Annotated in this window: 18 protein-coding genes and 1 tRNA gene; 8 read left to right on the forward strand and 11 right to left on the reverse strand. The window is 65.1% G+C overall.

Annotated features, from left to right (window positions below; translation table 11 throughout):
• Nucleotides 1-58 precede the first annotated feature (58 nt).
• Complete coding sequence (locus BKM74_RS10085) at nt 59-343, reverse strand: 4a-hydroxytetrahydrobiopterin dehydratase (protein ID WP_086465593.1); 285 nt, start codon at nt 341-343, stop codon at nt 59-61.
• A 14-nt stretch (nt 344-357) separates the two neighbouring features.
• Here BKM74_RS10085 and BKM74_RS10090 point away from each other — a divergent pair, with 14 nt between their 5' ends.
• Together BKM74_RS10090 and BKM74_RS10095 are read left to right on the forward strand one after the other, a co-directional pair.
• Entirely contained in the window at nt 358-837 is a 480-nt protein-coding gene (locus tag BKM74_RS10090; protein WP_086465594.1) for a metallopeptidase family protein, read from the forward strand.
• Nucleotides 838-906: 69 nt separating this feature from the next.
• A complete protein-coding gene (locus BKM74_RS10095; RefSeq protein WP_086465595.1) occupies nt 907-1,665 on the forward strand; it encodes a DUF1194 domain-containing protein in 759 nt (252 codons plus the stop codon).
• Here BKM74_RS10095 and BKM74_RS10100 read toward each other — a convergent pair.
• From BKM74_RS10100 to BKM74_RS10110, 3 genes are read right to left on the reverse strand one after another with little or no spacing between them, the layout of a single operon-like run.
• The gene (locus tag BKM74_RS10100; RefSeq protein ID WP_086465596.1) at nt 1,662-2,363 is read right to left on the reverse strand and encodes a DUF1045 domain-containing protein; all 702 of its coding nucleotides are present in this window, start codon (nt 2,361-2,363) and stop codon (nt 1,662-1,664) included. The genes BKM74_RS10095 and BKM74_RS10100 overlap by 4 nt on opposite strands.
• Nucleotides 2,360-3,367, reverse strand: a complete 1,008-nt coding sequence (locus tag BKM74_RS10105; protein WP_140056054.1) for a DMT family transporter — start codon at nt 3,365-3,367, stop codon at nt 2,360-2,362. The genes BKM74_RS10100 and BKM74_RS10105 overlap by 4 nt, the downstream gene beginning before the upstream one ends.
• Before the next feature lie 10 nt (nt 3,368-3,377).
• Entirely contained in the window at nt 3,378-4,877 is a 1,500-nt protein-coding gene (locus BKM74_RS10110) for a CoA-acylating methylmalonate-semialdehyde dehydrogenase (protein WP_086465598.1), read from the reverse strand.
• A 190-nt stretch (nt 4,878-5,067) separates the two neighbouring features.
• On the opposite strand from BKM74_RS10110, the gene BKM74_RS10115 reads away from it, so the two are divergent.
• Entirely contained in the window at nt 5,068-6,228 is a 1,161-nt protein-coding gene (locus BKM74_RS10115; RefSeq protein WP_086465599.1) for an iron-containing alcohol dehydrogenase, read from the forward strand.
• On the opposite strand, the gene BKM74_RS10120 is transcribed toward BKM74_RS10115, so the two are convergent.
• From BKM74_RS10120 to rlmN, 3 genes are read right to left on the reverse strand one after another with little or no spacing between them, the layout of a single operon-like run.
• Nucleotides 6,225-6,560 (reverse strand): DUF805 domain-containing protein, encoded by a 336-nt coding sequence (locus tag BKM74_RS10120; protein WP_086465600.1) that lies wholly within the window; start codon nt 6,558-6,560, stop codon nt 6,225-6,227. The two genes, BKM74_RS10115 and BKM74_RS10120, sit on opposite strands and share 4 nt — an antisense overlap.
• Nucleotides 6,557-6,748 (reverse strand): hypothetical protein, encoded by a 192-nt coding sequence (locus BKM74_RS10125; protein WP_086465601.1) that lies wholly within the window; start codon nt 6,746-6,748, stop codon nt 6,557-6,559. Before BKM74_RS10125 ends, BKM74_RS10120 begins: the two co-directional genes overlap by 4 nt.
• 13 nt (nt 6,749-6,761) lie before the next feature.
• Complete coding sequence (gene rlmN, locus BKM74_RS10130) at nt 6,762-7,907, reverse strand: 23S rRNA (adenine(2503)-C(2))-methyltransferase RlmN (protein ID WP_086465602.1); 1,146 nt, start codon at nt 7,905-7,907, stop codon at nt 6,762-6,764.
• A 135-nt stretch (nt 7,908-8,042) separates the two neighbouring features.
• Between rlmN and BKM74_RS10135 the strand changes: the two genes are divergently transcribed.
• A tRNA-Gly gene (locus BKM74_RS10135) sits at nt 8,043-8,116 on the forward strand.
• An 87-nt stretch (nt 8,117-8,203) separates the two neighbouring features.
• On the opposite strand, the gene BKM74_RS10140 is transcribed toward BKM74_RS10135, so the two are convergent.
• From BKM74_RS10140 to BKM74_RS10150, 3 genes are all read right to left on the reverse strand, one after another.
• On the reverse strand, nt 8,204-9,049 hold the full coding sequence (locus BKM74_RS10140) for a PRC-barrel domain-containing protein (RefSeq protein WP_140056055.1): 846 nt from the start codon (nt 9,047-9,049) through the stop codon (nt 8,204-8,206).
• Nucleotides 9,050-9,238: 189 nt separating this feature from the next.
• A complete protein-coding gene (locus BKM74_RS10145) occupies nt 9,239-11,605 on the reverse strand; it encodes a Lon protease family protein (RefSeq protein ID WP_086465604.1) in 2,367 nt (788 codons plus the stop codon).
• A gap of 43 nt (nt 11,606-11,648) precedes the next feature.
• Nucleotides 11,649-12,767, reverse strand: coding sequence for a DUF6635 family protein (locus tag BKM74_RS10150; protein ID WP_140056056.1), 1,119 nt, complete (start codon nt 12,765-12,767; stop codon nt 11,649-11,651).
• A gap of 73 nt (nt 12,768-12,840) precedes the next feature.
• Between BKM74_RS10150 and BKM74_RS10155 the strand changes: the two genes are divergently transcribed.
• Together BKM74_RS10155 and BKM74_RS10160 are read left to right on the forward strand one after the other, a co-directional pair.
• Nucleotides 12,841-13,758, forward strand: a complete 918-nt coding sequence (locus BKM74_RS10155) for an SMP-30/gluconolactonase/LRE family protein (protein WP_086465606.1) — start codon at nt 12,841-12,843, stop codon at nt 13,756-13,758.
• Nucleotides 13,759-14,023: 265 nt separating this feature from the next.
• A complete protein-coding gene (locus BKM74_RS10160; RefSeq protein WP_086465854.1) occupies nt 14,024-14,596 on the forward strand; it encodes a DJ-1/PfpI family protein in 573 nt (190 codons plus the stop codon).
• Between the two features lie 62 nt (nt 14,597-14,658).
• Here the strand turns inward: BKM74_RS10160 and BKM74_RS10165 are convergent, their stop codons facing one another.
• Nucleotides 14,659-15,138, reverse strand: a complete 480-nt coding sequence (locus BKM74_RS10165; protein ID WP_086465607.1) for a GNAT family N-acetyltransferase — start codon at nt 15,136-15,138, stop codon at nt 14,659-14,661.
• Between the two features lie 216 nt (nt 15,139-15,354).
• Between BKM74_RS10165 and speD the strand changes: the two genes are divergently transcribed.
• Nucleotides 15,355-15,849, forward strand: coding sequence for an adenosylmethionine decarboxylase (speD, locus tag BKM74_RS10170; RefSeq protein ID WP_099045575.1), 495 nt, complete (start codon nt 15,355-15,357; stop codon nt 15,847-15,849).
• Nucleotides 15,846-16,742, forward strand: coding sequence for a polyamine aminopropyltransferase (speE, locus tag BKM74_RS10175; RefSeq protein ID WP_245825899.1), 897 nt, complete (start codon nt 15,846-15,848; stop codon nt 16,740-16,742). Before speD ends, speE begins: the two co-directional genes overlap by 4 nt.
• Nucleotides 16,743-16,903 lie beyond the last annotated feature (161 nt).

Raw genomic sequence — 16,903 nt, forward strand, 5'->3', positions numbered from 1 at the left:
GAATCTGCTGAAAGGGTTACGAGGCCGTCCGGGATGTTCCCGGGCGGCCTCGGTTCTTTCAGAGGGAATCGATGAAGCGGGCCAGTTTCAGGTCGCGTTCGCTGACCCCGCCTGCATCGTGCGTCATCAGCACGATCTCGACGCGGTTATAGACGTTCGACCATTCCGGGTGATGATCCAGCTTCTCGGCCATCAGGGCGACCCTTGTCATGAAGCCGAAAGCCTGATTGAAGTCGGTGAATTTGAAGCTGCGGGCGATTGCCGGTCGCTCCTCCACCCGCCGCCAGCCTGTCAGTTCCGCGAGTGCTGCGTCGATTTCCGTATCCGTCAGTTGCCGTACCATCCGAAAAGACCTCCATGGCTGCTTCCAAACTCCTGAAATTCCCTGTCGGCGTCACCTTGGCGGCCCAGCCCGGGCGCGCTATCGTCGATCACATGAAGACACCGATCCACACCACGGCGCCCAGCCTCGACGATATCGAGGAGATGGCGCTGGCCGCACTGCAGGTCATCCCCGATCCGCTGCGCCAGCATGTCCGCGACGTGTTGCTGCGGATCGAGGATTTTCCCGACGAGGATACCGAACTGGAGATGGGTGTGGAAACGCCCTTCGACCTGCTGGGGCTCTATCGCGGCGTGGCGATGACCAACCGCAGCCTGCTGGATGTGCCGCAGGATGTGGACATGATCTTCCTCTACCGCCGGCCGATCCTGGATTACTGGTGCGAGACCGGCGAGGATCTGCAGGACATCGTGCGCCATGTGCTGATCCACGAGATCGGCCATCATTTCGGCTATTCCGACGACGATATGGAAGCCATCGAGGAGCGGGGCTGACTCCGGTTCTCGGGGTTTTCTGGCAGGGCGTCCGTTTTCCTGCCATTGTTTGCCTCTATCTGATGAGGCATGACGCGCTTGGCCCTTTCCCGCTCCTGCCACGGCCTGCTGCTGGTTCTGCTGGCTTTCTCGCTGCTGTTGCCGTCCCGCGCGGCGCGGGCGGAAATCCCCGTCGATCTGCAGCTCGTCCTCGCCATCGATGCCTCCTCCTCGGTCGATTACGACGAATTCAACCTGATGGCGAACGGGCTGGCGCATGCCTTCCGCGACGAGCGGGTGAAGCAGGCGATCACCAGCGGCGCGCTCGGCGCAATCGCCGTCAGCATCGTGCAATGGGCCAGCGCCGGCACCAATGCCCAGCATGTCTCCGTGCCCTGGCAGCTGGTCGATAGTCCGGCAGCCGCGGAGGCGCTGGCCGACAAGCTGCAGATGATGCCGCGCGATGTGGATGGCGGCGGCACTTCCATCGGCAATGCCATCCGCTATTCCCTGCAGCAGTTTCCGGCCGGTCCCTATCGCGGGCTGCGGCAGGTCATCGATGTCTCCGGGGACGGTATCGACAATGGCGTCGATCCGGTGCGTCCGGCGCGCGACGAGGCGGTCGCGCAGGGGGTGACGGTCAATGGCCTTGCCATCCTGAACGAGGAGAAGAACCTCGACAGGCATTATCAGGATTATGTCATCGGCGGACCGGGCGCCTTCGTGATCGAGGCTGCCGACTATGCCGATTTCTCCCGCGCCATCCTGCAGAAGCTGCTGCGCGAAATCAGCGACGTGCCGATGGCGCGCGCCCCGGACGGGGCCAGTCCTGTTCTGGCGATGCGCTAAATCTTGCTGAGCGGGAAAGAGCGCGCCAGCACGAAGGGCGCGTCATGGCTTTCCTGCCGGAACAGCGCCACCGCCTCGACACGCAGCGGCTCGGCGGCGAAGCGCGCCACCATCGGCTCCAGCGCCTTGCGGAAGGCAGCGTGCTCCGCCTCGTCGGGCAGACGGCTGGTCAGCGTCATGTGGAAACGGAAGCAATCCATCACATAGGGGTAGCCCCAGCGCACCAGCATCTCTTCCTGCCGCTCGGTCAGTCCGGCGGCGCGGCGCTTCGCCAGTTCCGATTCGCTGGCGGGCGCGCGGAAGCGGTCCAGCGCGGTGACGCAGGCGGCGGCCAGCGTGTCGATCTCCGGCGAGGGGGTGGCGCACTGCAGGGCCAGGAATCCCGACAGATTCTTCAGCACCAGCGGCGGCGCGGTGAACGGGCGAAGCTGCGCGGCAAAACGCGTCAGGCTGCCGGTGAGCTGCTCCTCGGTGGCCTGCCTGTGCAGCCGGAAGGGCGGCTTCAGCGTGCCGTGGAAGCCGTAATGCCTGGCGGTGCGGGTCACTTCCTCCAGGCGTTCCGGGCTGATCTGCGACACGGCAGGCTGCTCCAGCGCCGTGCCGGTGACGGCGTCACGGCCCAGCCAGCGGCAACCGAAACGATACAGGTCGCTGCCTTCTGGCGGGCAGTAATACAGGGCGTAACGCGGATCGCTCATGATGGCTGGGTCTTCAATCGATGGAATTGCGCCTGGGCGACGCCGGCCAGCACGACCAGCCCGCCGATGATCTGCCCGGTTGTCGGGATGGTGCCGATCAGCATCGAGATAAGCACGGCGAAGATCGGCAGCAAGTTCATGTAGAGCGCCGCCACCGGCACGCCGACGATGCCGATGCCACTATGCCACAGGAAGGTGCCAAACAAGGTGGGCAGCAGCGCCACATAGACCAGGCCGACGACGATGCCGATTGGCGGAAGTGCCTCGGGCATATGGGCGAGGCCGGCGAGGCTCAGCAGGGGGTAGAGCAGGATCATGCCGATACCAGCCGCCGTCATGGTGAAGCCGGTGATCTGCAGCTGCGAATAGCCGCCGAGCCAGCGCTGGGCGAACACCGAATAGCTGCTCCAGCAGATCATGCCGCAGACCAGCAGCGCTTCGCCCAGAATCGGGACGCGGTGATCCTGGCCTGGCCCTGCCGGCTCGCGGCTGAACACGGCGATCAGCCCGCCGGTGACGGCGAAACCCATGGCCAGCCACATGGCGCGGCCTGGCCGTGCGCCACTGATCGCCCAGTTCACCAGCGTCGCCACCACCGGCGAGCAGGTGGCGATGATCGCTGCCGAGATCGGCCCGGCGAAATAGATGCCGGCGGAATAGCACAGCGCGAAGCCCAGCACGCCGGGGATGCCCAGCAGGGCGATTCGCCCCAGCGGGAAGCGCGCCGGAACCCTGGCATTGGCTTCGCTATCCTTCGGCGGGGCTGGCCTGAAAGGCTGCGCGGTCGAGAGCGTCAGCCAGCACATCGCGACGGGAATCAGGATCAGGTAGCGGAACAGCGCCACCGTCCAGACGTCCAGCGTGCCCAGCAGCACGTCCAGCACCGGAATGTGCGATCCCCACAGGATCGCCACCCCCAGCAGCAGCATGTTGGCGAACAGAACGCGGCCGAGCGGAAGATCCGCCCGGCCGCTGCCTGTCACCGTATTTGGTGCTTCGTTCACGTCCCTCGGATCATTTCATCGTCGGCATGATGAACTCGGCGCCGGAACGGATGCCGGTCGGCCAGCGCTGGGTGATCGCCTTCATGCGGGTGTAGAAACGCACGCCTTCCGGCCCGTGCATGTGGTGATCGCCGAACAGCGAGCGCTTCCAGCCGCCGAAGGAATGGAAGGCCATCGGTACCGGGATCGGCACATTGATGCCGACCATGCCGACCTTGATCTGGCTGGCGAATTCGCGCGCCGCATCGCCATCGCGGGTGAAGATCGCGGTGCCGTTGCCGAATTCATGGTCGTTGACCATCTTCACGGCGGTTTCGTAATCCGGCGCACGGACCACGGAGAGCACCGGGCCGAAGATCTCTTCCTTGTAGATCGTCATGTCGGTGGTGACATTGTCGAACAGGCAGCCGCCCATGAAGAAGCCGTTCTCGTAACCCTGAAGCTTCATGTCGCGGCCATCGACCACCAGCTTCGCGCCTTCCTTCACGCCCTGATCGACATAACCGCGCACCTTCTCCAGATGCTGGCGGGTGACCAGCGGCCCCATCTCGACTTCCTTGTCCATGCCGGGGCCGACCTTCAGCGAACGCACCTTCGGCGTCAGCCGTTCGATCAGCGCATCGCCCACCTTGTCGCCGATGGCGACAGCGACGGAGACGGCCATGCAGCGCTCGCCGGCGGAACCGTAGCCGGCGCCCATCAGCGCGTCGGTCGCCTGGTCGAGATCGGCGTCGGGCATGACGATCATGTGGTTCTTGGCACCACCCAGCGCCTGCACCCGCTTATTGTGCGCGGTGCCGGTGTGATAGACGTACTCGGCGATCGGGGTGGAGCCGACGAAGCTGACCGCCTCGATGCCCGGGTGGGTGAGGATCGCGTCCACCGCCTGCTTGTCGCCATGCAGGACACTGAACACGCCATCCGGCAATCCGGCTTCCTTCAGCAGGTCGGCGAGAATCATGCCGACCGACGGATCGCGCTCCGACGGCTTCAGGATGAAGCAGTTGCCGCAGGCAATCGCGACGGGGAACATCCACATCGGCACCATGGCCGGGAAGTTGAAGGGAGTGATGCCGGCAACCACGCCCAGCGGCTGGCGGATGGTCCAGGCGTCGATGCCGCCGCCGACCTGCTCGGTATATTCGCCCTTCAGCAGCTGCGGAATGCCGCAGGCGAATTCCACGACCTCCAGCCCGCGCGTCACCTCGCCCTGCGCGTCCGGGAAGGTCTTGCCATGCTCCGCCGTGATCGCGGCGGCAAGCCGGTCCATGTTCTTCTCGATCAGTTCCTTGAACTTGAACATGACGCGCGCGCGGCGCAGCGGCGTGGCGGCGGCCCAGGCCGGAAAAGCCGCCTGCGCGCTTGCCACGACCTTGTCCACCTCGGCCTGGCTGGCCAGCGGCACGCGCGCCTGCACCTCGCCGGTCGCCGGGTTGAACACATCGCTGAAACGGCCGCTGGCGCCGTCCACCGGTGCGCCGTTCACATAATGCTGCAGCGTCTTGGTCATGGGGTTCCTCCGAGTTTTCGTCACGCCCGGATCGATCCGGGGATCGGCCGTGCGGCCTGCTTGATTGAAATGTCCGGGCTTGGTTATAGCGCCGCTTGGCGGTGGATAACAACGGGCCGATAAGCTCCGTTTGGCTATCGGATACAAACCGCCTTATCCTGTGCAAAAGAGCGAACCGGGAGAGGACACCATGATCGCGCAGATACTCACACCCCGCATGATGCTGATCGGCGGCGATGCCGCGCAGGAGATCGCGCTGGTCCTGCACAAGCTGGGGGTACACCGGCCGCTGATCGTCACCGACCCGTTCATGCGCGATTCCGGCATGCTGAAGCATGTGACCGACCCGCTGGATTCCGCCGGCATCCGCTGGGATCTGTTCGCCGATACCGTGCCCGACCCGACGACCGATGTGGTGGAGGCGGGGCTCGGTCGGCTGCGCCTCGGAACCTTCGACAGCCTGATTGCCTTCGGCGGCGGCAGCCCGATGGACACCGCCAAGGCGATGAACGCGCTGGCGGCGCTGGGTGGCAGGATGCGCGACCACAAGGTGCCGAAGGCTGCCGACAAATCGGCGGTGCCGCTGATCTGCATCCCGACCACGGCGGGCACCGGCTCGGAAGTGACGAAATTCTGCGTCATCACCGATACCGAAACCGACGAGAAGATGCTCATCATGGGGCTGGGGTGCCTGCCGACGGCGGCGCTGGTCGATTACAAGCTGACGATGAAGAAGCCGTTCCGGCTGACCGCCGATACCGGCATAGACAGCATCACCCATGCGGTCGAGGCCTATGTCTCGAAGAAGCGCAACCCGATGTCGGATGTCTATGCGCTGACCGCGATGCGGCGGCTCTATACCCATATCCGCACCGCCTGCTTCGAGCCGGAGAACGAGCAGGCGCGCGAGCAGATGATGCTGGGGGCAACCCAGGCCGGCATGGCCTTTTCCAACGCCTCGGTGGCGCTGGTGCATGGCATGAGTCGGCCGATCGGCGCCTTCTTCCATGTGCCGCACGGCTTGTCCAACGCCATGCTGCTGCCCGCCGTCACCGAATTCTCCGCCGAGGCGGCGCTGGACCGCTACGCCGATTGCGCGCGGGCCATGGGGATCGCGCCGGAGGATGAGGGCAACCAGTCCGCCGTGAACCGCCTGATCGACGGGCTGCGCCGGCTGAATGACGATCTGAAGGTGCCGACGCCGAAGGCCTATGGCATCGACGAAGCGCGCTATATGGAACTGCTGGGCACGATGGCTAGCCAGGCGCTGGCCTCAGGCTCGCCGGGCAACAATCCGCGCGTGCCTGACGAGGCCGAGATCATCGACCTCTACAAGCGGGTTTATGCCTAGCTTTTAGTGGGGGGCAGGGCGGCTGGCGGTTCCGGATGGCCGTCCGGCGGGCCGGCGTTTTTCAGCGTCTCGGGCGACCAGAGGGTACTGTCATCCTGCCCGGATTCTGTGCTGCCTGTCCCGCTGTCGCTTTCGTCATCGATGGGCCAGCGTTGCAGCGCCAGTGCCCAGATCATCGCGATGTTCAGCACCGGCACGAAGCCGATCAGCACCCACCAGCCGGAATGGCCGATCCGGTCGAGGATGCGCACCGATGCCCAGATGGTGACGATGAACACCGCCAGCCCCAGCAGACCGGCGGGGACCAGCACGACTTCCATGCCGGCTATCATGATCCGCTGATTTCCGGCTTGTTCGGCCATTTCATGAAGGCCAGCGGCAGCAATGTCAGCAGCCAGCCGATCCCGGGCACGAAGACCAGCAGCGCGAACAGCGGGTTCAGGCCGGTGCGCTCATAGATGCGCCAGACTGGGTAAATCACCAGCAAGCCGAAGATCAGGTTCCAGCCGAACATGCCCATGCGCGATGTTCCTTCACTCCGCCCGCAGGCTTTTCTTCAGCTTCTCGGAGGCGGATTTCAGCTGCCCGCAGGCCGCCATGATGTCGGCGCCGCGCGTGGTGCGCACCGGCGAGGCATAACCTGCTGCCATCAGGATCTTGGAAAACCGGTCGATGCGGGTGTTGCTGGAGCATTCGAACGGCGATCCCGGCCAGGGGTTGAACGGGATCAGGTTCATTTTCGCCGGAATGCCCTCCAGCAGCTTCACCAGCGCATGCGCGTCCTGGTCGCTGTCATTCACGCCCTTCAGCATGACGTACTCGAAAGTGATGCGCCGCGCGTTCGAAGCGCCGGGATAGTCGCGGCAGGCCTGGATCAGCTCGGCAAGCTTGTATTTACGGTTCAGCGGCACGATCTGGTCGCGGATTTCGTCGGTCACCGCGTGCAGCGAGACCGCGAGATTCACGCCCAGCTCCTCGCCGCACTGCGCCATGGCCGGCACGACGCCGGCGGTGGACAGGGTGATCTTCCGGCGCGACAGCGCGATGCCCTCGCCATCCATGATGATCTTCAGCGCCTTGGCGACATTGTCGTAATTATAGAGCGGCTCGCCCATCCCCATCATGACGATGTTGGTGAAGTTGCGCCCTTCCATGCTGGCCGGCCATTCGCCCAGCTTGTCGCGCGCCAGCATCACCTGGCCGACAATCTCCGCCGCACCCAGATTGCGCACCCAGCGCTGCGTGCCGGTATGGCAGAACTTGCAGGTCAGCGTGCAGCCGACCTGGGAGGAGACGCACAGCGTGCCGCGATCCTCCTCGGGAATGAAGACGGTCTCGACCTCGTTGCCATCCGCGAAGCGCAGCAGCCATTTGATGGTGCCGTCGCTGGATTTCTGCTCGGTCACCACCTCGGGCCGGGCGATACGGAAAGTCTCGGCCAGCTTTCCGCGCAATTCCTTGGCGATGTTGGTCATCACCTCGAAATCGGTGGCGCCGCGATGATAGACCCAGTTCCAGACCTGCTTCATGCGGAAGGCGGGCAGGCCCATCCCGGCGAAGGCGGCGGCCATTTCGGCGCGGTCCATGCCGACGAGATTCGGGCGCAAGGCGGCGGGGGCGGCCGGGACGACGGGTTCCGGCTTCCAGATTTGATCGATCAGGGGCTGTACAGCGGACATGGGCGGTTACATAAGCGTCCTGTGCCGACAAAGCAACGGGAAGCATAGCGGATTCGTCACGCGCTGGGCAGTCCCGACCGGCGATTGCGCCGGCTTGCCGGGTGCGAAAGCTTCGCCTATAAGGAGGTTGCCATCGCGGGTGTAGCTCAATGGTAGAGCAGCAGCTTCCCAAGCTGACGACGAGGGTTCGATTCCCTTCACCCGCTCCAAGCTTTCCCAGGTTACCGATCCCTGAACAGGCTGACGCCGCCCGGTCTTCCGGGCGGCGTCGCTTGTTTCGGCGTCAGGTTTGGTGGTTAGCGGATGACCTTGGTATCCGCTTCCAGCGCCTGCTTGAACTGCGCCTCGGTCATCGCGAGAATGACGGCCTTCTGCTCCGCATTCACGCGCAGCTGCATCGGCTTCACGGCGATCTCCTTCTCGCCAAGGCCCAGCACGCCGCCCGACCCGATGACGATCTGGTCGATCTGCTTGCCATCCTGGCCCAGCACGACGTCCTTTACCTCGCCGATCTCCTTGCCATCCTGAGAATGGACCGGCTTGCCGACGATGGCGGCCATATCGGCCGAGAAACCAGCCTGACCGCTCGCCGTGCTGGCGGTCTCGCCGCGGCCCGGGGAGGCATTGGCCAGGGTCTCGAACTCAGCCTCGGTCATCGAGATGACGACATTCTTCTCCGCGCCGTCATAGCGAATCTGGTCAGCCGGGACGGCGACATTCTTCTCGCCCAGCCCCAGCACGCCGCCGGTACCGATCACGACCTCCTGCACCTGGGTGGCGCCGGCACCGGCGACCACGTCCTTCACCGTGCCGATGGAGGTGCCATCAGTGGTGCGGACCGTCTTGCCGACGATCTTGTTGCTGAATTCCGGATCGCCCTCGACAAGCTCCTTGCCGGCTTCGACCGTGCTCTTATAGGCGTCGCTGACCTCCTTACCGGCCTTGTCCATGGCCCGGTCGATATCCTGGCCCGTGGTGGTCTCGGTTTCGGTCGTGGCGCCGGCACTGCCGGACACGCCAGTCTCGGCCTTGGTCTCGGCCTTGTTCTCGGTCTTGGTCATGTCATTCGCCAGCACGGGCACCGTCAGCAGCGGCGCGGCGAGGGCGATGGCGGAAACGGTGGCAATCAGATGCTTACGCATGACTGTCTCCTCTTTGTTATATCGGGTCCCGTTCATACGGGGTCGCCGATGGATTGCCCGGTGGCGGAGCATGATTTCCGCTTGCCGGACACTTGTGAGGAGAACGCCAGGCTTGCCGTGCAGGTTCCTGTTGCCGCCAGAATGCCCAATTGGGCGAAAAGGCGGGAGAAGCGGACAATATCTCTTAATTTACAGAGGTCTGTGCCGTGCTTCGGTGAGGATGCCGTTGAAGGCGCGCAGGCGCGTCTCGACCCGCCCGCGTATTTCGTCCCAGCCGGTGTCGAGGAACAGCTGCGCGGCTTCCTCGATGCTGTCCACGCTCCAGAGATGGAAACGCCTCTCTTCGATGGCGGCCGTCACGGCGGGGTCGAGCACCAGATGCTGCTCGTTGCTGCGCGGCAGGACGACACCCTGCTCGCCGGTCAGGCCGCCATTTTCCAGGCAGCTGCGGAAGAAACCCTCGACCTTGTAGCGGGCGCCGCCGATGGCCTGCGTCTTGCCGTGCTGGTTGACCGAACCGGTGATGGCGAGATCCTGGCGCACCGGGATATCCGCGAGGTCGGACAGGATGGCGATCAGTTCGGCCATCGACGCGCTGTCGCCCTCTACCCCGCCATAGCTTTGCTCGAAGGTGATGGAGCAGGTGAAGGACAGCGGAATGTCGCGCGCGAAGGTGCCGGTGAGGAAACCCTGCAGCACCATGACGCCCTTCTGCTGGATCGGCCCGCCGAGATCGACATCGCGTTCGATGTTGGTCACGCCCTCCCGGCCGGCCGAGGCGCGGGCGGAGATTCTGGCCGGCATGCCGAAGACATGGTCGCCGAGATCGCGCACCACCAGCGCGTTGATCTGGCCGATGACCTTGCCGCGCACGGCGATCATCACCGTGCCGTCGGTCACGGATTCCTGCAGCCTGTCCTCGACCCGGGCATTGCGGCGCTGACGTGCGGCGATGGCGGCAGCCACCGCCTCCTTGCCCAGCGTGCCGCTCTTGCGCCGGTCGGCGGGAAGCTGACGGACGGCTTCGACCAGAATGTCGTCGATCAGTTCGAAGCGGGCGGTCAGCTTGTGGCGGTGCCCGGCCTCGCGCGAGGCCTCACCCAGCAGCCGTTCCATGGCGTCCGGGGCCAGCGTCACGCCGTCGAACTGCCGCATCATGTCGCGCAGCAGGCCGGCGTAGCAGGCGATGTTCCCGACCGTTGCCTCCATGTCCGGATCGATGTCCGCCTTCACCTTCACATGGGCGCGGAATTCCGGATCGCCGGAAAAGACGGAGTAATACCAGTAGGGCGAGCCGACGATGACCAGCTTCAGGTCCAGCGGGATCGGTTCCGGCCGCGGCGCGCCGGCGATCGGCACGCTGCTGGCGCGATAGCGTTCCTCGATCTGGATCGAGCGGTCGCGCAAGGCGCCTTTCAGGAAGGTCCAGGCGGCGGGATCGCGGGCCAGCGCCTCGGCGCGCAGTACCAGAACGCCGCCATCATTCGCCTGGTGCAGGGCGCCGGGCCGGATCAGGGTGAAATCGGTCTCCAGGCTGCCGGCAGCCTGGCGGTATTCGATCCGGCCGAACAGGTTCTCGTAGGTCGGGTTGGGTTCCAGCACGACCTTCGGGTGGGTTTCGTTGCCGTGATCGACGAACAGGTTCACGGCATAGCGCTGCACCGGCGGCATCACGCCGGGCTTGCCCTCGCCCTCCATCGCCATCTGGAACGCGTCCAGCTGCTCGGTCATGTCGGTCCGCATCTCGGTCAGCCAGCGCCCGAGTTGCGGGATATGGCCGAAGTCGGCAATCACGGAATCGACCGGCCCGGCAATGGCATGGTCGGCAATGCGCTGGTTCAGTTCCTTGATCCAGCCGATCATCTCCATCTGCCGCTGGCCGGCCCAGCGGTTGATCTCTGCCAGCTCTTCCAGAAGGCGCTTCGCGGTTGCCTCGGTCTCCGGCGAAGGGGGCTGCGGGTCGGTGTCGGGCTTGCCGTCGCCATCCTTGTCCTCGGGCGGCGGCACCATGACGGTGAGGCCGGTCTCGGTACGCAGGATTGCCAGCCCGGCCGCACGGGCGCGGCTGTCCACCTCCTCCAGCCGGGCGTTAATCTCCTCCTGCAGCTTTTCCTGCCTGGTGCGCACCTGCTTCTGGTAATCCTCGCCGGTGAAGGCGCGCTTCAGCGCTTCCGTCACCTCGCCGACCAGCGCCGTCATCCGGCTGCGGAATCGCCGTCCGGTGCCAACCGGCAGGCGGAAGGGCAGCGGCTGGTGCGGGTGGCGGAAATTGTTCAGGATGATCCAGTCGCTGGGGGCGGGACGGGCCTGCATCGCCTGTTCGAGATAGCGCATCGTGGCTGTCATGCGGCCGCTGCGCTCCTCGCCCAGCACGAAGACGTTGTAGCCCAGATCCTCGATGCCCAGCGCGAATTCCAGCGCCTCGCGGGCGCGGCGGTGGCTGGTGAAATCGAAGACGGTGCTGTCGCTGTCCGCTGCCGGCGTGAAGACAGGAAGCGCAACCTCCACGGCGGTCAGTTTTCTGGCGGCAGCGGCTTTGTGATCTGAGGCAGGCACGGCGCGCGGACTCCTTTTTGCGGGCGGCGTCGATCTTGACGCTTCACGAGCCGCTTGTCAGCCTGTGGGCCGTGCGTACCAGATCCGCGATGTCGAGCAGCCGCGCGACATAGAGATCGCGGATTTCATAGGCCTTGTCCGAGTCGCCGCGCAGATTGGCTTCCAGATGATCGACCAGCCGCACCAGCCGGCGCTGGTGCAGGCCCAGCCGGCGCTGTACTGGATCGGTCACGATGCCGGCGAAGGCGGCCATGATGGCGCCGGCGCCGAGCAGCCCGCCGGTCACCCCCGCGACCAGCAGTGGCGAGGCGGCGGCCTGGCCGTACCACAGCCCGCCCAGCAGACCGGCCACCGGCCCGGCCGAGGCGGCGGCCTTCTGCGCCATCAGATTGGCGACGGCGGGACCGAGCGACAGCATGCCGGGCGTGAACCCCTTCACGCCGACCGCGCCGGCCCCGACCGCGAACAGCGATGTGGTGATGTCCGCGGCGGCCGTCCGGCTGCCCATATAGTTGGCCAGCGCCTGTTCCAGCCGCTGCCGGAAGGCGGGATCGTCGGCATGGCGCGCCAGTTCCATTAGCGGCAGGCGGAAGGCGGCGATCACGCGCTGATCGCTCATCAGTGTCTCGCCCAGCGCATCGCGGGTGTTCTCGCGCTCCGGCTGGTTGTAGGGCAGCTGAAGAAGATCGGTATAGAGCAGCCAGGAGAGTTCCCGGCCGACATCGGTTTCCAGAAACAGCCTGCGGCTGTTCAGCCAGTCCGCGGTCTGCCGCCTGCCGAGGCGCTGCGCCGTGGCGGCGGCGGCCTTCACGCCGACCGCCGGCAGGCCCATGGCCAGATTGGCCGGTGCGCGCAGCATGTCCCAGCCAAGCGCGCGGCGATGCAGGCGCCAAGCGCCGGCAAAGCCGAAATGCCGGTCCACGAAATCGGGTACCGCTGCCCTGCGAGACTCGCAGTAGCGGGCGATGGCGGTATCGACCAGCCGGCCCGCCCCCTCCCGGTCGAAGGCGAGCGGCAAGGATGGCGCGGCGGCGGGCGGTGCCGTGAGATGGTCGAGGCTGTCAGTCATGCTGTCCGATAGATGGGGTAGCGGCGCCGGTTCCGCCAGAGTGCCATTGCCGGTGGCCATCGAAGAGTGGCCATCGGCAGAGCAGGCAGCCATGCGCCTTGCGGACTTGTGCGGTGTGCCGCCTCACCGCTTAATAGCCCGGAATTGGAGAGGGGAGGGGTAAGTCATGAGCCTTTACGCGCCGCCGCAGGATGTGCAGACCGAGGTGCTGTTCCGGCTGCCGGACGAATTCCGCGACAAGCGCCGCACCGACTGGTCGATCTTCAACAAGGGCGGCGAGGCGGCGGACTGTTTCCTGGAAGGCCCGTCCTTTGACCGCGCCGGCAATCTCTATCTCGTGGATATCCCCTTCGGGCGCATCTTCCGTGTCTCCCCCGCCGGCGACTGGACGCTGGTGAAGCAGTATGACGGCTGGCCGAACGGGCTGAAAATCCACAAGGATGGCAGCATCTGGATCGCCGACTACCGGCACGGCATCCTGAAGCTGGACCCGGAGAGCGGGGCGATGGAGACCATCGTCGGCCATGTTCATTCCGAGGGGCTGAAGGGCTGCAACGACCTCGTCTTCGCATCCAATGGCGATCTCTATTTCACCGATCAGGGACAGACCGGCCTGCACGACCCGACCGGCCGGGTGTTCCGGCGAACGGCAGACGGGCGGCTGGAATGTCTGATCGACACGGTGCCCAGCCCGAACGGGCTGGTGCTGAACGCCGCCGAAACCCACCTGCTGGTCGGTGTCACCCGCGCCAATGCGGTCTGGCGCCTGCCGCTGCATGCCAGCGGCGGCACCTCGAAGGTCGGAATGTTCGTGCAGCTGTCCGGCGGCACCGGGCCGGACGGGCTGGCGATGGGCAGTGGCGACGAGCTGGCGGTGTGCCATGTCGGGCTTGGCAGCGTGTGGGTGTTCAACCGGCTAGGCGAGCCGATGTACCGGGTGCGCAGCTGCCAGGGGCTGCTGACCACCAACCTTGCCTTTGGCGGGCCGGACGGGCAAACCCTGCATATCGTGGAATCGGATACGGGCTGTGTGCTGGGCGCAAGGCTGCCCCTCGCGGGACAGCAATTATTCGGCCAATCCTGACGGTATCCGGGTAAACGCGACAGATCGTCGCAGATTCCTTGGCTCACCAGCCTTGAAAGCGTGACGGTTTCACTTTATGTAAAGCGCGAGTTCAATCCCCGCGCATTCTCGCCGCAGATGACTGAGGTCCTTATCGGGCCGGTTTTTCTGTCCGCATATGGCGAGCCAGACCGCAAGCAGGGTTCTGCACGGCAGTCCAACGGACTGCCCGGACCGGCTGTTTTTCTCTGCGAAGGGCGCGGCGTATAACCAGAAGGAGTTCCATATGACCGATACCAGCCTTGCCGGCCGCAAGATCGCCATCCTCGTCGCCAGCGGTTTCGAGGAAGTTCAGATGACGGACGCCCAGAAGGCGCTCATCGCGTCGGGCGCGCAGACCCGCATTGTGTCGCGTGAGAACGGGCTGGTGAATGGCTGGCACGATAATTCCTGGGGCCACTTCTTCCCGATCGACGCCGACCTGACCCAGACGCTGGCCATCGATTATGATGCGCTGCTGATCCCGGGCGGCGCGCGCAGCATCGCCAAGCTGCTGGACGATCCGCACGGCAAGCGCATCGTGAAGGCCTTCCTGAAGGGCAACCAGCCGGTTGCGGCCTTCGGTGACGCCATCACCCTGCTGGCCGCCTCCGAGGAACTGGCCGGCCGCACCGTGACCGGCGAGGAGAGCACGAAGGAAGCCGCCGAGAAGGCCGGTGCGACCTGGAGCGAGGAAGACATCGTGGTCGAGGGCATGCTGGTCACCGCCAAGGGCGATGCGCAGATTGCCGCCGCGCTGGAAGCGCTGATGGCCAATGTCACCGAGTACGCCGCGACTCTGACGGACGAAGCGGCGTAACGCCAGCTTCCGGCTGATATCTTTGGCGCCGGTCCCGGAAACGGGGCCGGCGTTTTTGTTTGTCACGGCAGGTTGCGCCGGTACACCAATTCCGGATGCGCGCCTCCCCCGTCAGGAACCGGGCCGGCCTCGCGGAAGCCGCACTGTGCGTAGAAGCGGCGCGCCTTGGCGTTCTCGGCAAAAACATGCAGCGTTTCGACGGGCGGCGTGCGCTCCAGGGCGGCGCGCATCAGGCCACTGCCGATACCCTGGCCCTGATGGCGGGGATGCACGAACAGCTGGTCGAGATGCGTGCCCATGCCGGCCGAGTAGCCGGCTGCTTCGCCGTCCACGACAGCGATCATTCCCCAGTCCCACTCAGGCAGCTTTCCGGCATACCAGTCCCGGCATTCCTGCCAGCTGTAGCTCCAGCCCATGAACGCATAGGCGATGAGACAAGCCTCGCGATGGATGGTGGCAATGCTATCCAGATCGCTGCCAGTAGCGCTGCCAGTAGCGCTGCCGGGATCGCTGAGGGCGAGGGGGCGGTATGTCGTCGGCATGGGGCGATGCTCTGCTGGCTTTCCAATTGTCCCGACACGCTAGCAGCAGATTCCAGGGGTCGAAAGCTGCGCCTGCACACCGCTTACTGTTCGTTTCTTACAGAACAATGATTTTACAAGGAAAACTGCCATTTTTTCTTGATTTTCCAGCCCCTCTTCTCCCATATGCCCGGCTTGTTCCAGATATCTGGGTCATCTGCTGGGAGGAGGGCGACAATGGCGAAAAGCGCGCTGATCCGCTCGGGGATGGACTTGGAAGACATGCCAAGCGAAACCCCGATCATGGCCGACACGGCCGCTACAGTTCCGTACACCGTGATCGGGGAATCCGACGCGGATAAGGATCATTTTGTCGTGCGCGATGGCGTGGCCTTCGCGGGCACGCATCTGATCATCGATCTGTGGGAGGCATCGCGGCTCGACGAGATCGATCATATCGAGGAGACGCTGAAGGAAGCGGTGGAGGCGGCGGGTGCCACTCTGCTGCATATCCATCTGCATCACTTCACGCCGAATGGCGGCGTGTCGGGCGTGGCGGTGCTGGCGGAATCGCACATCAGCATCCACACCTGGCCGGAACGGGGTTATGCCGCGCTGGACGTGTTCATGTGCGGCGATGCGCGCCCGCACGAGACGCTGGCGGTGCTGCGCCGTGCCTTCGAGCCCGGACAGGTCGGGCTTGGCGAGCATCGAAGGGGGCTCACCCTTTGAGCGCCCCCGGAAATGGCCCTGGAAACGGGGAGGCGTGGCTGGAGGAACGGCTGCGCCCCAGCCTTGCCCAGAAGCTGCGCATCGACAAGCAGCTCTATCGCGACAAGACCGAACATCAGGATCTCATCGTCTTCGAGCATCAGCTCTATGGCCGCGTCATGGCGCTGGACGGCATCGTCCAGACCACCGAGGCCGATGAGTTCGTCTATCACGAGATGATGACCCATGTGCCGATCCTGGCGCATGGGGCGGCGAAGCGCGTGCTGATCGTCGGCGGCGGCGATGGCGGCATGGCGGAAGAGGCGCTGAAGCACCCGCTGGAGCGGCTTGTGCAAGTGGAGATCGACCGCACCGTGGTCGATATCGCGCGCGCCCATCTGCCCAGCATCAGTGGCGGTGCCTATGACGATCCGCGGATGGAACTGCTGATCGCCGACGGCGCGCGCTATGTGCAGGAAACCGACGAGCGGTTCGATGTCGTCATCGTCGATTCGACCGATCCGGTGGGGCCGGGCGAGATCCTGTTCTCCCGGGAATTCTATGCCGGCTGCAAGCGCTGCCTGACGCCCGGCGGCATCATCGTCACCCAGAATGGCATCCCGTTCTTCGAGCGTTATGCGGTGGAGAACACCTATCGTCGGCTGGGGATGCTGTTCAGTGATGTCAGCTTCTTCCTGGCGCCGGTGCCGGCCTATATCGGCGGCTTCATGGCCTTTGGCTGGGGGACCGACAATGCGGCGCTGCGCCGCCAGCCGGTCGAACTCATTGCCGAGCGGTTCAAGGTGCTGGGCATCAAGCTGCGCTATTACAATCCGGCCATTCATCAGGCCGCCTTCGCGCATCCGCAATTTCTGGTCGATATTCTGGAAGCGCTGGACCGAGACGCCGGCTGAGCCGGCAGCCTCCTGATCCGGCGAACAGGGAAAACGGGCGGTCCCTGGTGAAATCCGGTGTCTGCCTGCCGCGCGGTAGGGGGGACATCGGGAGGGGGACCGATGCCGCGAGGCTTGCTTACACCAGCGTTCCAGTCAGGACCGCCCGTCATCGGTGTACG

Source organism: Oceanibaculum nanhaiense (assembly GCF_002148795.1).
GTDB classification, from domain to species: domain Bacteria; phylum Pseudomonadota; class Alphaproteobacteria; order Oceanibaculales; family Oceanibaculaceae; genus Oceanibaculum; species Oceanibaculum nanhaiense.

Excerpts from the sequence above, each read along its gene's own strand:
- BKM74_RS10085 (WP_086465593.1), bottom strand. The coding sequence starts at position 343 with ATGGTACGGCAACTGACGGATACGGAAATCGACGCAGCACTCGCGGAA.
- BKM74_RS10090 (WP_086465594.1), top strand. The coding sequence starts at position 358 with ATGGCTGCTTCCAAACTCCTGAAATTCCCTGTCGGCGTCACCTTGGCG.
- BKM74_RS10095 (WP_086465595.1), top strand. The coding sequence starts at position 907 with ATGACGCGCTTGGCCCTTTCCCGCTCCTGCCACGGCCTGCTGCTGGTT.
- BKM74_RS10100 (WP_086465596.1), bottom strand. The coding sequence starts at position 2,363 with ATGAGCGATCCGCGTTACGCCCTGTATTACTGCCCGCCAGAAGGCAGC.
- BKM74_RS10110 (WP_086465598.1), bottom strand. The coding sequence starts at position 4,877 with ATGACCAAGACGCTGCAGCATTATGTGAACGGCGCACCGGTGGACGGC.
- BKM74_RS10115 (WP_086465599.1), top strand. The coding sequence starts at position 5,068 with ATGATCGCGCAGATACTCACACCCCGCATGATGCTGATCGGCGGCGAT.
- BKM74_RS10120 (WP_086465600.1), bottom strand. The coding sequence starts at position 6,560 with ATGATAGCCGGCATGGAAGTCGTGCTGGTCCCCGCCGGTCTGCTGGGG.
- BKM74_RS10125 (WP_086465601.1), bottom strand. The coding sequence starts at position 6,748 with ATGGGCATGTTCGGCTGGAACCTGATCTTCGGCTTGCTGGTGATTTAC.
- rlmN (WP_086465602.1), bottom strand. The coding sequence starts at position 7,907 with ATGTCCGCTGTACAGCCCCTGATCGATCAAATCTGGAAGCCGGAACCC.
- BKM74_RS10140 (WP_140056055.1), bottom strand. The coding sequence starts at position 9,049 with ATGCGTAAGCATCTGATTGCCACCGTTTCCGCCATCGCCCTCGCCGCG.
- BKM74_RS10150 (WP_140056056.1), bottom strand. The coding sequence starts at position 12,767 with ATGGCTGCCTGCTCTGCCGATGGCCACTCTTCGATGGCCACCGGCAAT.
- BKM74_RS10155 (WP_086465606.1), top strand. The coding sequence starts at position 12,841 with ATGAGCCTTTACGCGCCGCCGCAGGATGTGCAGACCGAGGTGCTGTTC.
- BKM74_RS10160 (WP_086465854.1), top strand. The coding sequence starts at position 14,024 with ATGACCGATACCAGCCTTGCCGGCCGCAAGATCGCCATCCTCGTCGCC.
- BKM74_RS10165 (WP_086465607.1), bottom strand. The coding sequence starts at position 15,138 with ATGCCGACGACATACCGCCCCCTCGCCCTCAGCGATCCCGGCAGCGCT.
- speD (WP_099045575.1), top strand. The coding sequence starts at position 15,355 with ATGGCGAAAAGCGCGCTGATCCGCTCGGGGATGGACTTGGAAGACATG.